The organism is Vibrio sp. SCSIO 43097 (assembly GCF_023650755.1).
Taxonomy (GTDB): domain Bacteria; phylum Pseudomonadota; class Gammaproteobacteria; order Enterobacterales; family Vibrionaceae; genus Vibrio; species Vibrio alginolyticus.
Genome location: NZ_CP071841.1, coordinates 1,577,615 through 1,592,118, shown reverse-complemented (window position 1 = coordinate 1,592,118; position 14,504 = coordinate 1,577,615). Strand labels below are relative to the sequence as shown.

Below are 14,504 nucleotides of genomic sequence, written 5' to 3'. Positions count from 1 at the left end.
ATGTTTTGACTTACTTTCTTGCATTAGTGTCTTGGCTGAAACTTATATCCAACACCCCACACGGTTTGAATGAAGTGATGATCAGAATCAGACAACGACAATTTGCTGCGTAAACGGTTAATGGTGCTACACACCGTATGGTGATAACCAGAATGACTGGTGTTCCAAACGTGATCGAGCAGTTCATCTTTACTGTAGACTCTGCCCGGACGAGTCGCGAGAAACTGCAGCAAAGTAAACTCTGTCGCGGTAAGAGTGACGTCTTTGTCGTTTAAGGATACTTGGTGCAACTCCGGGATGATTCTCAGCGGACCAAAATCCATCGCATCGTCTAGGACTTCATCTGCTACTTTGACTTCTGCGGTTTGGCTGACTCTGCGTAGCACGTTTCGCACTCGTGCTTGGAATTCTAATACGCTAAATGGCTTAGTGATGTAGTCATCAACGCCCGCTTCTAAACCGTCAACCTTGTCCATTTCACCGTCTCTGGCTGTCAGCATGAGCACTGGGCTCCAATCTTGTTGCTGACGCAAATAATGGCAGATGTCTAGACCATCACCATCTGGCAAACCTCGGTCAAGGATCAATAAATCAAAGGGTTGTTGCTGATATTGCGCTTTAGCATCGGCGACATTTGTGGCTCGCGACACTTGGTGTCCTTGAAACTTGAGATGCATCTGAACCAGTTCTGCCAAATCATCGTCATCTTCCACCAACAAGATGTTCGCGACTAAATTGATTGCCTGTTGTTCCATGGTCCTTTCCTTGCCTTCGAGTATCCTCACTTTGCACATGACCGGAACAAATTAGAAATTCTTTCAAAAAAGGTTCCGATGACGCCATGAGGGATAAAGCGCTCGGCTACAAGCGCTTTGGAAAGGAGACGTCATCGGAGCCTGTGTTACTCGACTCGAGTGATGGTGACTTTCGCACCTGGGTTCAAGAAACGATGGTTCGCAGAAAGTGCTGAGTTTGTTAATCCATCATCTTGGCTAACTACCCCCGCATGAAAAGCAACAACGTCATTGCTGTCATTACGAGCGGCATTGAAACCCTCACCGCCACCTGCTGGGCCCGGAATGGTTGCGGCAAGCTCATCGTTTAGCTCTGTACCGGAATCCCAAACGTTCATGCTCATTTCATAGCTTTCACCTACTGCGAGCGATTTGAGCGATAACCCCGTTTCGCCAACAAAGGCATCATTGGTATTCACAAACATAGACGCCACAGACAAGTAACCGTAACGACTAGGGTCAACCGTGATGGTGACTTCGTCCGATGCACCCGGCAACACCAATCCATTACCCGAAATACCTTGGTAAACACTGTCATTGCTGTTCATCAACTCAATCAGCTCAGCGTTACTACCGCCTTCGGCAAGATGCTCAAGTTCAACAGATGCAGCTTGGCCAATTTCAAACAGTTGGTAGTCACCATTGTGAGTGAGTACCGCAAGCGGAGACATAGGTTGATTCGCAGTCAAGTTCGCAACGTTGACGGTGTAGCGGTACGATTTCACTACATCGTTATCATCATCGCTTGGACAACCGGCGAGCAAGCCGACTGAAGCTGCTACTAGTAAGATTCTGTATTTCATACATCCCCCTTACTTCACAACGATTGTGATGGTTGCGACTGGGTTTAACCAACGATGGCTGCTGCTGTCTAAGTCACTGATGCCGCCAGTTGGATCGCTATCACCAAGGTTACCCGGATGCACGTGAACTTTATCGTTAGTTACTGTTGCTTCAACGCCTGTGCCGCCAGTACCAAAGGTAATGAAAGGTGGGTTTGGCATGCTAGACGCAAGTTCATCGTTCGCTTCTGTACCGGCATCGTAACTTCTTAGCGTTGCTCGGTATGTACCCGCTTCCGTTGGAATCTTCCAGCTATCTAGACCGACGAAACCGTCATTGGTTGGCAGCAGCATCGCGCTCAAAGAAAGATAACCGTGGTCGCCACTGTCCAAGGTGAAGGTGGTTGCAACACCCGGATTCAAAATGCCGCCAGCAGGATTCTCAACCACCGCACCACCAGCGTTACCAATCACACTAGCAAGCCCAGAGATATCACCACCTTCTGCCATTGCTTCTAGTTCTGGCGTTGCTGCTTGACCCGTTCTAAACATTTGAAGATCAGAGCCATGCGCCGCAACAATAAGTGGCGTAAAGTAGATGCCTTTGGTTGCGTTTGTCACGGTGATTTCCAATTCCGCCGCATTCACTGATGCAGAGCCTAGTGCCATAGCGACTGAAGTCATGACGAGTCCGAGTTGGGTACGTTTTTTCATTGTGATTCCATCCTTTAATGAGGGTTGAACTACCCAAGCCCATCTGTACGGCTTTACTTCTTTGTTCGTGACTTGAGTAGGTTAAGCATTACGTTTCGAACGTTTTGCGTTCTTGCCTCTAAGAATGACGAGCAAATCTATCAGCAACTTCATCGAATTCTCATAAAATTCTCACAAGTTCTGTTCGAATTCTGTCAGCAGCACTTTTTTATTTATACTCAAGTAACCTCGAGATGCTTGGTTCAGCGAGGATGACTTGGTTTGAAGGCGAGGCAACAATTTGAAAATCTAGTGGTTCTAAATCGAAAATTGTTAACGAAGCATGCGAACCAAGGCAACTCGCCCTTCGGGAGCGTGCCACTGAAGCAATTTCTTCGTCAAACAACTTGGAAAGAGCTCGCTATTCCGCTTCGTTGTTTTCCTTGAACTTGAATCAGTGACAACGCTCTGAACCATGTATCTTGAAGTCACTTGAGTATATTCAGATATTTACACTTCGCGCTTTCCCCTCCTACAATGCGGTATTCTCTGTTTAAATCACGATTCTCACCATGATTCATAACGTTCTGTCTGCCTACTATGGCGAAATCTACGGCATCGCTTTTTTCAACCACTACTTGAGCCATTACGCCCAAAGTGAACAACAAACGCTGTGGCAAACCTTGATTGAAGTGGAAGAACTCACCGCAGAAAAGCTCAAACCTGTACTGCTGACAAATGGCATGGATATCGAAAGTCGACACCAAGAGATGTTGGATAAAGGCTTGGCAGATGCAACCAAGTGGATTGGTTTACCATGGCAAGAGTTGGTGGCGACTCTTCTGAAGTGGGTGGAGCCTTATGAGGTTAAGTATCGAGAGTGGCATGAAGAAGTGAACGCTTCACAACAATATTCAATCGCTGAGCGAGAAGCTATCGAGTTAATTGCAGACCATGAAACGGCCATTTATCACTGTTGGCAGCAATACCATACTGGTGAATCTGGCTTGCCTGTACTCAATGCATTTTTGGCAAAATATCGTTAAAGCGAGACGGTGACACTTGAACCTCGTGAAACCGTACCAGACAATATCGTTATTCCGCTGCGAAGAACTGAACAATTATGGTTAATCCAAAACTCATAGCCCTACTTCCTGATCTTGCTTCGTTTATCTTGGTGGTAAACGAAGGCAGTTTTACCGCTGCTGCTAAACAACTCGGCGTAACGCCATCGGCTTTAAGTAAGTTGATCACACGGTTGGAACAAGCCCTCTCGGTCAAACTGTTTGAGCGCACGACCCGTAAGTTGATCATCACTCAAGCTGGGCAAAAGGTTTACGACCAAAGCATCGCAATGGTGAATGCCGCGCAGCAAGCCGTTGAGCTATCTGCGGAAGATCATGCTGAGCCAACAGGCGCACTCACAGTAGCAGCCCCTGAAGCATTTCTTAATTCGGTGCTTCAACCGTTTGTGTTGCCATTCCTAGAACGTTATCCAAATATTCAGCTTAAGCTGCGTGCAGCAGATGGTGAGATCGATCTGTTCCGCCAAGGAATTGATGTCGCATTTAAGCTCACCGACAAACCCGATGAGAATCTGGTACTCAAAGAGATCAGCAAGACCAATCTCGTTTTATGTGCCTCTCCAGATTACCTCACCAAACACGGTATGCCTGAGCACCCAACCGAGCTTGAGCAGCACGACTGCATTTACCTTGCCGAGAACGACAAAGACAACATCTGGTCGTTCTTTAAAGAGGAAGCCTTTCATTCGATTGCAGTAAGTGGACGCTACGCCGTCAACCACTCTCAAATGCGCTTGAACGGGGTTAAGTCTGGCTTGGGAGTTGGGATCTTCCATGACTTCGTGATCAAAGACGCGTTAGAGCAAGGGGAAGTGGTGGAAGTATTGCCGGATTGGATGATCAAGAGTAACTACCACGGCGCTATCGCGATGCAGTATGCGCAAACCAAATACATGCCTGCTCGTCTGCGCGTGTTCATCGACTTCGTTAAGGAGCATTTAGTCTCCGAGGACACTAACCATGTTTAATGCCATTCATCACGTCGCGATCATTTGCAGCGATTACCCAAGGTCAAAACGCTTTTACACTGAAGTGTTGGGGTTAAAAGTCATTGCTGAAAACTATCGTGAAGCCAGAGACTCATACAAGCTTGACCTCGCTTTACCTGACGGCAGCCAAGTTGAACTGTTTAGCTTTCCGGGCGCACCAGAGAGACCGAGCTTTCCTGAAGCACAAGGGCTACGACATCTCGCGTTTTTGGTTGATAATGTTGAGCAAATAAAAGCCTACCTAGAATCGAATGACGTTGAAGTTGAGCCAATTCGTATTGACGAATTCACAGGCAAAGCCTTTACCTTCTTCCAAGATCCAGATGGCTTACCGCTGGAGATTTACCAGAAATAAAAAGAGCCAGCACGTCGCTGGCTCTTTTACTATTCCATTCTTTGTCTGTTACTAATTCAACGCCGTTTTCAGCTTCTCGACGCGGTTAAACAACAACCAATCCAGTGCGAGAACCGTAACAATTGCCAAACCACCCATCGGAAACGCCAGACACAATATCACCAACGTTACTAAGCCTAGCTTCCAAATACCGTCTTGCTGAAACTTAGGTGGCGCACCCAATGCAGCACTGCGACTTGGTCTACGAATCCACCACATCACCACACCTGTGATTGAGATTAAGATGAACGCCAAACAGAACACTACGTTGAGTACTTTGTTTAATATACTCACATCACCTTGATGCAATGACACACCTGCCGCCATAAACTTGGCAAATAGACTGTAATCTTGCCACGTTACATCCACCAACAAGCGACCGGAATACTGGTCAAAGTGGCTGGTGCGATCTTGTCTTGGGTCGGGAATATCGCCGCCCATAGAGTTAGCTGCAACGGTGTAAACGCCCGTCTCAGAGCGTGGCAAAAACAGCTTATAGCCAGCGAAGCCCAACATTTCAGCCTTGAGGATGATATCATCAATGGAGAGCGCATCATGGTTGCCTGCGTATGCCATCTCTTCCTTCATATTGGCATGATCATGAGCGGGTTTGTCTTTCGATTCAGGCACAGCAGCAAGCTCTAAGTTCCATGGCATCTCTTCTGATGCACCATGATTCAGGTCTTTGTGTGTCAGTGTCGACTCTGGTTTCTCACCCCATGTGTAATAGGTCGGGAAGGTATTCCAAGCTTGCACCATTTTCGCGCCCCATATCCCAGCCCAAGACAGACCTGAAATCAAAAAGAACAACAGAACAATTGATAGCACACCGCCTAAATTCGCATGCAGGTCACGCATCAAAATTCGAGGGCCATTGTTAAGGCGAATTTTCAAAAAGCCGGCGCGGCTGGCGTTGTCTCTAGGTAGCCAAAGGTACAAACCAGACACCAACAGCAAAATCCCCAGACTTGCGGCGATTTCAATCAAACGGTCGCCTAGGTCGCCGATGAGCAACGTGCCGTGAATGCTGTTCATCAGTTCATAGATGCTATCACTACGGTTAATTGTGCCTTGTACGTCTCCTGTGTAAGGATTTACTGCAACAATCAGCGAGCTGCCCTCTTGGTTTTGAATCGAGAATCGGTTAGCAATATCGGCCGTTTTAGCAGGTACAAATTGAGTGACATTAAAATCGGGATACGCCTGCTTTACGGTTTCTAATTGTACAGAGACAGGAACCATTTGCTCTTGTGGTGAAACTTGTAATGTCGCTTCGTATCGAGTCAGTTCGATTTCGTCATCAAACAACATCACCAATCCCGTGAGGGAAAGCATCAGCATAAATGGAATGACGAACAAACCTGCGTAGAAGTGCCATCGCCACGTCATAAAGTAGATGGATTTTGCGCGTGAGGCTTCCTTGAGTTGAGGCTTTGCCGAGTTTCTCAACATGTGTATTTTCCTTTTTTCATTGTTGAACACCCAAATTCAGTCAAACGCATCCTGCACATACACATTCGTATGCGGCGCTAATTGACTTAGATTCGGGAGTACCACTGCTCGAAGTGGCAGTGCTATGTGACTTTACTTGTTATGGTTTTTGTTATGAGAAAAGGGAAACTGGCGGCGCTCGAGGAACTGGTGTTTCAAATCGCACACTTAGAGCCAAATAAGCGTAGCTGTCAGAAATCACCAAGCTCAGTCTTGAGAGTATTGGTGTCGTTGGAAGTGTATCGTGATGAAAAGTCGAGAAGTGGCTAAAAGGACAAGGCTTACCTTTGTGGCTGACAGAATTGTCGCCCTCTTCTATTTGAACCAACTCAAAACCGTTAAGCGTACATAACGTCGCCCACACGCCCATGCTGTTACCATGAGCATTGATAACAGGCATCAGCGTCACTAGCACCCAACTGAGAGCACTAGCAAATAACATCGAGCGGTAAAAAGGAATTAATCTACGCATAACGGTGACTTAACAAATTTCACACAGCGTAACCAATTCTGAGTGGTAGCTCAAAAACAGGATCAATAAGTGGTTGCTACCTCACAAGTTTTCTTGAATGCATCGATTGACAGGCGCAAAAAAGCCCGCCGAAATGGCAGGCTGATAATGTGTTCATTCATTACTTAGAGATAACGCGTAATCCACTGCCACGAGCAAATGCTCCGCTCAGTAGATAATTAGCCGAACAACTTGCTCCAAATGCTTGGATTGCGCTTGCCGTGGTACTCTTCACGAAGACTATCGATTTCACGCAGTTGAGCTTTTGCTTCTTGTAGCTTGCCTGCATCAAGATCCGCTTCAATCTTATCTAGCGTTACCGTCAGCTTGTTAAAGCCTTCTAAGTAAGTATCAAACTTCTCTGGTGGGTAATTACCACGCTTAGATTGTTCAACAATCGCTTGCAAGCTATCAATCGCAGATTTCATGGTTTCAACATCAGACGCTTCCGCCGCCTGTTTGAATTCCATCTTCATCTGTTTCATGTTTTGTTTTAAATCAACCGCTTCTGCCATTGCGTATGTTGAGCCAAACGCAATCGCACACCCTAGGACTAAAGGACGTAACATTTTTCACTTCTCCATTTATAGTGCCGAATTCTGTGTCGGCTTTATTCACCCAAATAACCTACGCCATAAGAGGCGAAAAACTAGCTTAGTTGAGTATTTCCGGGTCGCAGTGTAAAGCAATCTGGCGTCGGGTGCATACCTTAAATGTAATCAAGTTTATGCGTTGAGAATGCTGTCATATTCTGCAATTGGTTTACGGCCTCTCAAAGCTAAGAAAGACAAAAACTGCTGAGCGGTGTGAGTAATCACTTTCTTGCTATCAATACCCACTTTGTCCATTAACTCTCCAACCAAATCCAGATTACCAACATCGTGACAGAAATGCGCGTCACTGCCCGTGGTGAAGAAAACACCGAGATCTTTCCCGATTTGTGCAATCTCGTGGCAACGGTCTACGCTGCCTACTCGGCTGTTGCCTTTCAGCGTGGTGTTATTAATTTCAATCGCGACATTGTGCTCTTTCGCGCACGCTAAAACGGTCTGAAAATCAAAGTCGAAATTTGGATTACCAAGATGACCGAGCGCATCAATACGACCACTCTGAATGACATTAACAAGTGCTTCCGTGTGAGTTTGCTTGTTTGCAGGACGAAAAACGGGTTCATGAAAACTCGCGATCACCCAATCTAAGTTGCGGTCCACACTCAGTGGAATATCAATGTCGCCTTCGGTATTCATAATGTTAGATTCAACGCCACGAATAATCGCAACGCCTTCAAGAAAGCGAGGCAGAATTTTCTGGTTCGAGAAGAACCAGTAATGAGGCGCACCCGGCATTGATTCTGCGTGATCGGTCGTGCAGAACATATCCAGCCCGTTCTCTTTTGCCAACTTTGCATTTTCAATCAAGGTACTGTACGCGTGACCACTGGCGTACGTATGTGTATGGGTATCAACTTTAAATTCCATCATCCACTCTCTTAGGTGCGCTATCTTGCGTGCTATTGTATACCTTCAGGCAACGCATCGTCAGCCCAAGATAAGCAAGAACCCTAAGCTTGCTCTTCACAAATGGCTTTTATCAAGGGTAAGGCTTTTTCCCATCCGTGATTAAACATAGAAACAAAGTCATTGTGAGTATGAATGGTAACATTGAGTAGTAAACGATCGTTGTTGGTATCGATCTGGTAGATCTCTCGCGATCCGATCCACCTAGATGCTAGGTCAGCATCGAGTTGTTGACGATTATCCGGATTAAAAATGGCAACATGATGAAATTCAAGTTTTTGAAGGGGTAGCACCGTATCTATGATCGCCCTTGTCCCGCCCATATCTGGATCAAAAAAAGTGATGCCACCTCCTTCTTCCCAAGCTCCTTCAAATTGAGACTGCGGTGAAAAGGCTTGCGCCCAACGTTTATACAACTCAACATCGGTTAGCACTTCCCACACTCGTTGCGGTGTCGCCGAAATTTCGACGTAATAATTTAGCGTAAGCATGATTTCTCTCCCTGAACCTTTCTTGACGCTAGCCCATACTCAGGAAAAATCAAACCACACGACCAATTTATCTACCTGCCCCCTTCATTTTCCGACAGACTAAGAAGTTCTCGCTTGTAAACCGCCACTGCGATGCGCCTTAAAGCGAACCCAACATGTGTTCAGTATGATTGCGAGCACTATTAAACTCATCCCAACAATTTGACTTTGACTCATTCGGTCTTCAAAAAACAGGCTCTGCCAAACCGCAGTGAACAATAAGTTAGTAAAAATGAGTGGTGCAAGTTGAGAGCCACTGCTTGCCAGTTTATATGCTTTGGAGCGAAAAACTTGGGTGTTAATGATCATCAGAGACATCATACCGATCCACAGCGTATTTGAAGAAATCTCAGGCGCCATAACACTCATATTAAGTAACACGTCGAAGTCGTTAAACAAAGTTAGCGGCAACAGAAATACGGCAGCAAAACCAAACGCCCAAAAGTTGATTTCTAGCGGCGACATATTTGTTTTACTCACTTTATATAACGTAAGCTGAGAACCAGAATTGAAGAGTCCACCAGCCAAGCCGAGCAATAAATCCGCTCGCCATGTGATCTCACTTCCACCGCCCGCCAACATAACCACACCAGTGAACGCCATTGCTAATGCCGCCAATGTTGAAACACGAATGCGCCCCCTCATGAACAGCTTTTCAACCAAGGGAATAAATAATGGGCCAGTAGCAAACAAAACGACCCCCTCAACGAGCGTTAACGTTTGTAATGACGCGATAAAGCAAAGTTGTGACAAACCGATACAAAGAGCACGCAATAAAATAGGCTTTAGCGTGCCCGCTTTAGGAAAGGTAAGGTTTTTCACACGAAGTAAGATAAGCAAGATAAGCGCAGGCACCAAAAAACGTAAGAAGCTAAATAGTGTGACGGAAAGTTCGCCTGACAACTGCTTTGCTAACAGTCCAGTAACAGATAAGCTTAACGTAGACATCAACATGAAAAGGATAGATTTATTTACAGCATTCATTCAATACTCCTTAATATATGGAGCATTTTAAAAGACATCACTTATCGTAAATAGCGAGTAATATTAACCATTGATGTAAGAAAAACTTACAGTTTAACTTATCTATCACCAGCTACGGTTTTTAAATTATGCGGAAACTAGTCCCCTTAAAGTCCATCTACGCATTTGTTGCAGTAGCTGAGTCTGGCAGCATGACAGAAGCAGCACAGATATTAAGTGTGAGCCACTCAGCCGTAAGTCAGGCAATTAAATCGCTGGAGAGTCAAGTCAACAAGCCTCTATTTGATCGCATAGGCAGACAAGTTCAACTCAACGCGGACGGTAAAAAGTATTACAGGAAGGTGGCACCCGCTTTAGAGCAAATTGTCGATGCAACGGAAGCACTCATCCAAGATCAGAACTTGCAGCGTGTTACGCTCAATATGGTGAATTCATTGGCTCTTCACTGGTGGATTCCTCGAATGTCAGATTTACAAGGGTTTGCTCCTCAATTAGACGTTCGTTTATCAAACCTGTCTGGCAGATTCAATTTAGAACAAGAAGGTATCGACGCGGCCTTGGTGCATGGAAATCCCGAAGAATGGCAGGATTACTACTGCGAAAAGCTCAGTGAAGATGAACTGGTTTTGGTGTGCAGTCCTGAATTGATAGCGAAGACCAAGGACTCAAACATCACTCAACTCTTAAAGCAGTATCCCATCATTGAAGTTACTAACGAACGAAGAAAAAATGACTGGAACGTGTGGCTGGACGCGACGGGTATCCAGCGACCTAAAAATAAAAAACCAATCACTTTTAACATGTCGATACAAGCCGTCCAGGCCACAACTCGTCGTTTGGGGTTATTGGTCACTCATCGCTTGTTTGTGAAGGATGACATCAAATATGGTCAGCTAATCGAGCTGGGTGAACCCGTCATTAATCCTCATCAACAGCTTTACTTTGTATGCCCGCCACACAAGCTAAAGCTTGAATCGTTTCATCTGTTGCGATCTTGGCTACAACAATCATTCAACTATTAGAAACTTTTGTTAAGCACATTCACTGAAAAACTAGTATAAAGTTAGAAGAGCACTTTTCATCCAAGGATGGTTTATGAAGCAGTATCAAATATGGCTAAGCGCACTCTGTTTTGCAGTATCTTTGAGTACGACCGCTGAAGTAGAAAATGATAACCGCCTTTCAGAACAAGGGATCTCCACGGCAATTATTGGGGGTCAGCAGGCCACCCAAAACCAACTTCCTTTTTTTGCACGTCTTATTCTACATAAAACTGGCGCTAATCAGTTTGCCAATATTTGTGGGGGAACCATTGTAAACGACCGCTTCATTTTAACTGCGGCCCACTGCGTAGAACCAAGCGTTTTTACTGATGGCTGGACAATCAACGATCTACGAGTGCTAGTCAAAAACCCTACGATGAATGACGTGTTTGTTGAAGAATTCAAAGATGTTCGCTCTATCACGATTCATCCTGATTATGTGCCTAGCGATTTATGGATTAATGACATCGCTGTCCTTGAATTGACTAGACCTATCACCGATAACGTCCAATCCATCACTTTACCGCAAGACTTTGGAGACTACAGCAGCAAGTCAGTTTATCAGATATTCGGTTTAGGTCAGACCTCAACCAATGATGAAAGCCCCCCTAACTATTTACGCTGGGCAGAAGTAAAACCCCTTACCGACACCCAATGCGCTTCGTTGGTAACAGGGTTTAACGCTCAGGAAAGTTTATGTGCGAATGGATTTCCTGAACGAAGCTACACTGGCATCTGTCGTGGTGACTCAGGCGGTCCTCTCACCTATCAAGACAATAATGGCATGTATCAGCAAATTGGCATTGTGAGCTACGGTTCTTCAGTTTGCGAATCCGCTGCGATTCCAAGTGTGTTTACCGAGATTTTGAACTATGCAACATGGATTGAGACCCAAACCAGCTCAGGTGTAAAAACCAGTTATAACGCCCTCTTAGCAAGTTCGGAAGATTATCATAGCGAAGGGGACTCTGGCTTTGAGCCTGTCGATACCAACACATCTGGCTTTGGTAACAACGGCAGCAGTGGCGGCGGTGCTCTCGGATCAGGGTTGATCATGCTTGGAGGCTGGTTTGGTTGGCTAAGACACCGCAGAAATTATTCGCGCTCCTAGTAGCGTCAACAAGACATCATAATATCTTGCGCTTAACGCGAGAGTTAATGATGTCTTCAATCATCTTTTGCTCTTTTTTCGCTTTTTCATAGTTCTGCTTAGTACGCCAACGTTCAAGCACTTTTTCTAACCCTTGAACGCGTGCGTGCTTGTGTTCTAGCGTTTTCTGTACAGATGCACATTCCGCTTGCATAACGGCTTGCTCTTGCTCGTGGTGACGAAGCATTCTTTGTAGCATTTGGTCAACACGATTAAAGTTCATCAAAGCCGCGCTCGTCAGCGTCGGGCCGGTTCGGGTTGATTGTCCAGCGTGGCCTTTCAACGCCGACAACTGTTCCAATTGCATTGAAAGATGGGAGTGACGCTGACGCATGGCATCAAGTTGTTGACCCACACGGTCACGCTGTTTTTCTTCCATTTGCTGTAACTTGCCTACGGCTTTTAACTTGGATTTCATTTCAGCCTTGTCACTCCCATTTGATTAAGCACTTTGAAAAAGCTGCGCGAGCTCGGTCAAACTGGTTGGGTAATCTACAGACTCGTTGGCAGCTTGTTGTAGATATGCACGCAAATTTGGATACATAGCAACAGATTGATCTAACTCAGGATCTTGTCCTGGTTGATAACCCCCTAATGGCAGTAACTCTTTAACCTGAAGGTAGTTGGAGTACATTTGACGGAAGTTATTCGCAATCGTGCTGTGTGCGTCCTGCGTACAAGTATTCATACAACGGCTAATAGACGCGTTGATATCTATCGCGGGATAATGCCCTTGCTCAGCCAGTTGACGCGATAAAACGACATGCCCATCTAAGATGGCGCGCGCGGAATCCACGACAGGATCTTGTTGGTCGTCCCCTTCTGCCAATACGGTATAAATTGCCGTTAAGCTACCATGTTGATTTTCACTGTTACCCGCTCGCTCTAGGAGTTGAGGTAACACGCTGAAGACTGAGGGCGGATAACCACGAGAAGCTGGAGGCTCACCGAGCGAAAGAGCGATTTCGCGCTGTGCCATGGCGTATCGGGTTAGAGAGTCCATCAGAAGTAGAACGTCTTTGCCTTGGTCTCGGAAATACTCTGAAACGCGATGACAAAGTAGTGTCGCTCTTAACCTCATTAGCGGGGATTCATCAGCAGGAGCCGCGATAATGATCGCTTTCTTGCGCGCTTCTGGGGTTAAGTTTCTCTCGATAAACTCACGTACTTCTCTGCCTCGCTCACCGATAAGCCCGACCACAATTACATCGGCCTCCGTGTTTTTGGTGATCATCCCCATTAACACACTTTTACCGACGCCACTGCCAGCCATCAAACCAATACGTTGGCCTTTGCCTACCGTCAATAGTCCATTAATCGCTCGCACGCCTACGTTGAGTGGCGTATCAACTGGGCGTCGCTTCAGTGGGTTAATCGGTTTTGGTTCAAGTGAAACTCGATCACCCCCCTTAAGCGGTGCCCCGTCATCTAACGGCTCACCTAAACCATTCAGTACGCGTCCTAACCACTGAGAGCTTAGCTGCACGGTACTGTCACCATCAAGAGGGATGACTTTTGCACCTGCAAACAGACCGCCTAAACGGCGGATAGGCATGAGGTAAGCAATAGTGTGTTCAAAGCCCACAACTTGCGCTTCGATCATATCGCCTTCCGCGGTTTCTACGAGACAACGCTGCTCAAGCTTAAACCGACACCCTACGGCTTGTAACATTAAGCCGTTTACTTTTATCAATCGCCCTGTTACGCGAGCAACAGGGATTGAATCGAGCGAAGCCAAGGCTTCGCTCAAACGCTCACTTAATAGTTCATGGCTTAGGGTATTACTCATGCTCAGACTCTACCTGTGGAATACTGACTTCATCCAAAAGGTGTTGCTTTACATTGTCCATACAGGCTTCCAAACGAGAGTCGCAGCTCGCATCCGCTTCTGCGTCATCAGTCACTAACTGACAGCCACCAATAGGAAGCTCCGTATTAGGGACCAGTTTCCAAGATTGCGGCAAATCAGCATTGATGTGAGTAATGCGCTCTAAATCTTGCGGATTTAAATGCACAGTTACTGTTTCCGCTTTACCAGGCATGGCAGACAATGTCTCGTCCACCAAAGCTAGGATCTGCTGAGGCATTAAAGTGAGCTCGGCACGAATCACTTGCTGAGCTACCTTTTGTACCAGTTCACAAATCATATGGCGTTGTTGCTGTTCTTTTTCATCTTGCCAACGAGAAAGGGCGTGAAAAAGTTCATTGACAGGCTTCGCCGCCTCCAAAAAGCCTTGCTTTCCAGACTGCTCACCGGAAACAAAGCCTTTTTGGAAACCTTCTTTTTGGCCTTCCAACAGACCTTGTTGCTTGCCCTGTTCGATGCCTTGGCGTAAGCCTTCCTCATGTCCTTGTTGCAAACCTTGTTGAAAACCTTCTTCAAGTTGCTGTTGGATATCTATTTGAGGTTCTTGCCAGCCTTGGTTATCTAGCCCGAATTCGTCTTCGATAGTCTTAGGTTGCGCTAAAGGCGGAAAACGGTGTAAACGATACCCGCTCGGAGGCAATCGCATAGTACTTGATTTTGTCTCTAGCATGACC

17 protein-coding genes are annotated in these 14,504 nt (G+C 46.1%); 5 read left to right on the top strand and 12 right to left on the bottom strand.

Annotated features, from left to right (window positions below):
* Positions 1 to 23 precede the first annotated feature (23 nt).
* The 3 genes from J4N40_RS23565 to J4N40_RS23555 all read right to left on the bottom strand — a co-directional run bounded on the left by J4N40_RS23565 (position 24) and on the right by J4N40_RS23555 (position 2,290).
* On the bottom strand, positions 24 to 755 hold the full coding sequence (locus J4N40_RS23565) for a response regulator transcription factor (RefSeq protein WP_181881326.1): 732 nt from the start codon (positions 753 to 755) through the stop codon (positions 24 to 26).
* A 146-nt stretch (positions 756 to 901) separates the two neighbouring features.
* Positions 902 to 1,597 (bottom strand): spondin domain-containing protein, encoded by a 696-nt coding sequence (locus J4N40_RS23560; RefSeq protein ID WP_115386808.1) that lies wholly within the window; start codon positions 1,595 to 1,597, stop codon positions 902 to 904.
* A gap of 9 nt (positions 1,598 to 1,606) precedes the next feature.
* On the bottom strand, positions 1,607 to 2,290 hold the full coding sequence (locus J4N40_RS23555) for a spondin domain-containing protein (RefSeq protein WP_005384002.1): 684 nt from the start codon (positions 2,288 to 2,290) through the stop codon (positions 1,607 to 1,609).
* A gap of 551 nt (positions 2,291 to 2,841) precedes the next feature.
* Between J4N40_RS23555 and J4N40_RS23550 the strand changes: the two genes are divergently transcribed.
* The 3 genes from J4N40_RS23550 to gloA2 all read left to right on the top strand — a co-directional run bounded on the left by J4N40_RS23550 (position 2,842) and on the right by gloA2 (position 4,698).
* Positions 2,842 to 3,315, top strand: coding sequence for a hypothetical protein (locus J4N40_RS23550; protein ID WP_170889970.1), 474 nt, complete (start codon positions 2,842 to 2,844; stop codon positions 3,313 to 3,315).
* Positions 3,316 to 3,392: 77 nt separating this feature from the next.
* Positions 3,393 to 4,322, top strand: a complete 930-nt coding sequence (locus tag J4N40_RS23545) for a LysR family transcriptional regulator (RefSeq protein ID WP_170889969.1) — start codon at positions 3,393 to 3,395, stop codon at positions 4,320 to 4,322.
* Positions 4,315 to 4,698 (top strand): SMU1112c/YaeR family gloxylase I-like metalloprotein, encoded by a 384-nt coding sequence (gloA2, locus tag J4N40_RS23540; RefSeq protein WP_005375080.1) that lies wholly within the window; start codon positions 4,315 to 4,317, stop codon positions 4,696 to 4,698. Before J4N40_RS23545 ends, gloA2 begins: the two co-directional genes overlap by 8 nt.
* Before the next feature lie 51 nt (positions 4,699 to 4,749).
* Here gloA2 and J4N40_RS23535 read toward each other — a convergent pair whose 3' ends face one another.
* From J4N40_RS23535 to J4N40_RS23510, 6 genes are all read right to left on the bottom strand, one after another.
* Positions 4,750 to 6,189 carry a PepSY-associated TM helix domain-containing protein gene (locus J4N40_RS23535; RefSeq protein WP_250654556.1) on the bottom strand — a complete coding sequence of 480 codons (1,440 nt, stop codon included), beginning with the start codon at positions 6,187 to 6,189 and terminating at the stop codon, positions 4,750 to 4,752.
* Positions 6,190 to 6,340: 151 nt separating this feature from the next.
* The gene (locus J4N40_RS23530) at positions 6,341 to 6,700 is read right to left on the bottom strand and encodes a hypothetical protein (RefSeq protein ID WP_063344780.1); all 360 of its coding nucleotides are present in this window, start codon (positions 6,698 to 6,700) and stop codon (positions 6,341 to 6,343) included.
* A gap of 218 nt (positions 6,701 to 6,918) precedes the next feature.
* Positions 6,919 to 7,308: a cytochrome b562 gene (locus tag J4N40_RS23525; RefSeq protein WP_053307932.1), complete on the bottom strand. Its 390-nt coding sequence runs from the start codon at positions 7,306 to 7,308 to the stop codon at positions 6,919 to 6,921.
* Between the two features lie 156 nt (positions 7,309 to 7,464).
* A complete protein-coding gene (locus J4N40_RS23520; protein ID WP_005375066.1) occupies positions 7,465 to 8,217 on the bottom strand; it encodes a phosphatase in 753 nt (250 codons plus the stop codon).
* An 83-nt stretch (positions 8,218 to 8,300) separates the two neighbouring features.
* The gene (locus J4N40_RS23515; protein WP_170889967.1) at positions 8,301 to 8,747 is read right to left on the bottom strand and encodes an SRPBCC family protein; all 447 of its coding nucleotides are present in this window, start codon (positions 8,745 to 8,747) and stop codon (positions 8,301 to 8,303) included.
* A gap of 99 nt (positions 8,748 to 8,846) precedes the next feature.
* Positions 8,847 to 9,770, bottom strand: coding sequence for a DMT family transporter (locus J4N40_RS23510; RefSeq protein ID WP_033906700.1), 924 nt, complete (start codon positions 9,768 to 9,770; stop codon positions 8,847 to 8,849).
* A 128-nt stretch (positions 9,771 to 9,898) separates the two neighbouring features.
* Between J4N40_RS23510 and J4N40_RS23505 the strand changes: the two genes are divergently transcribed.
* Both J4N40_RS23505 and J4N40_RS23500 read left to right on the top strand, forming a co-directional pair.
* The gene (locus J4N40_RS23505) at positions 9,899 to 10,792 is read left to right on the top strand and encodes a LysR substrate-binding domain-containing protein (RefSeq protein ID WP_033906699.1); all 894 of its coding nucleotides are present in this window, start codon (positions 9,899 to 9,901) and stop codon (positions 10,790 to 10,792) included.
* Positions 10,793 to 10,865: 73 nt separating this feature from the next.
* A complete protein-coding gene (locus tag J4N40_RS23500; RefSeq protein WP_025768593.1) occupies positions 10,866 to 11,924 on the top strand; it encodes a S1 family peptidase in 1,059 nt (352 codons plus the stop codon).
* Positions 11,925 to 11,940: 16 nt separating this feature from the next.
* Here the strand turns inward: J4N40_RS23500 and fliJ are convergent, their stop codons facing one another.
* From fliJ to fliH, 3 genes are read right to left on the bottom strand one after another with little or no spacing between them, the layout of a single operon-like run.
* Positions 11,941 to 12,381, bottom strand: a complete 441-nt coding sequence (gene fliJ, locus J4N40_RS23495; protein ID WP_005384016.1) for a flagellar export protein FliJ — start codon at positions 12,379 to 12,381, stop codon at positions 11,941 to 11,943.
* Between the two features lie 24 nt (positions 12,382 to 12,405).
* The gene (gene fliI / locus J4N40_RS23490; protein ID WP_005375057.1) at positions 12,406 to 13,752 is read right to left on the bottom strand and encodes a flagellar protein export ATPase FliI; all 1,347 of its coding nucleotides are present in this window, start codon (positions 13,750 to 13,752) and stop codon (positions 12,406 to 12,408) included.
* Positions 13,745 to 14,500 carry a flagellar assembly protein FliH gene (gene fliH / locus J4N40_RS23485; RefSeq protein ID WP_005375050.1) on the bottom strand — a complete coding sequence of 252 codons (756 nt, stop codon included), beginning with the start codon at positions 14,498 to 14,500 and terminating at the stop codon, positions 13,745 to 13,747. Before fliH ends, fliI begins: the two co-directional genes overlap by 8 nt.
* Between the last annotated feature and the right edge of the window lie 4 nt (positions 14,501 to 14,504).

Coding starts and splice junctions, on each gene's coding strand:
- J4N40_RS23565 (WP_181881326.1), bottom strand. CDS start 755: ATGGAACAACAGGCAATCAATTTAGTCGCGAACATCTTGTTGGTGGAA.
- J4N40_RS23560 (WP_115386808.1), bottom strand. CDS start 1,597: ATGAAATACAGAATCTTACTAGTAGCAGCTTCAGTCGGCTTGCTCGCC.
- J4N40_RS23555 (WP_005384002.1), bottom strand. CDS start 2,290: ATGAAAAAACGTACCCAACTCGGACTCGTCATGACTTCAGTCGCTATG.
- J4N40_RS23550 (WP_170889970.1), top strand. CDS start 2,842: ATGATTCATAACGTTCTGTCTGCCTACTATGGCGAAATCTACGGCATC.
- J4N40_RS23545 (WP_170889969.1), top strand. CDS start 3,393: ATGGTTAATCCAAAACTCATAGCCCTACTTCCTGATCTTGCTTCGTTT.
- gloA2 (WP_005375080.1), top strand. CDS start 4,315: ATGTTTAATGCCATTCATCACGTCGCGATCATTTGCAGCGATTACCCA.
- J4N40_RS23535 (WP_250654556.1), bottom strand. CDS start 6,189: ATGTTGAGAAACTCGGCAAAGCCTCAACTCAAGGAAGCCTCACGCGCA.
- J4N40_RS23530 (WP_063344780.1), bottom strand. CDS start 6,700: ATGCGTAGATTAATTCCTTTTTACCGCTCGATGTTATTTGCTAGTGCT.
- J4N40_RS23525 (WP_053307932.1), bottom strand. CDS start 7,308: ATGTTACGTCCTTTAGTCCTAGGGTGTGCGATTGCGTTTGGCTCAACA.
- J4N40_RS23520 (WP_005375066.1), bottom strand. CDS start 8,217: ATGGAATTTAAAGTTGATACCCATACACATACGTACGCCAGTGGTCAC.
- J4N40_RS23515 (WP_170889967.1), bottom strand. CDS start 8,747: ATGCTTACGCTAAATTATTACGTCGAAATTTCGGCGACACCGCAACGA.
- J4N40_RS23510 (WP_033906700.1), bottom strand. CDS start 9,770: ATGAATGCTGTAAATAAATCTATCCTTTTCATGTTGATGTCTACGTTA.
- J4N40_RS23505 (WP_033906699.1), top strand. CDS start 9,899: ATGCGGAAACTAGTCCCCTTAAAGTCCATCTACGCATTTGTTGCAGTA.
- J4N40_RS23500 (WP_025768593.1), top strand. CDS start 10,866: ATGAAGCAGTATCAAATATGGCTAAGCGCACTCTGTTTTGCAGTATCT.
- fliJ (WP_005384016.1), bottom strand. CDS start 12,381: ATGAAATCCAAGTTAAAAGCCGTAGGCAAGTTACAGCAAATGGAAGAA.
- fliI (WP_005375057.1), bottom strand. CDS start 13,752: ATGAGTAATACCCTAAGCCATGAACTATTAAGTGAGCGTTTGAGCGAA.
- fliH (WP_005375050.1), bottom strand. CDS start 14,500: ATGCTAGAGACAAAATCAAGTACTATGCGATTGCCTCCGAGCGGGTAT.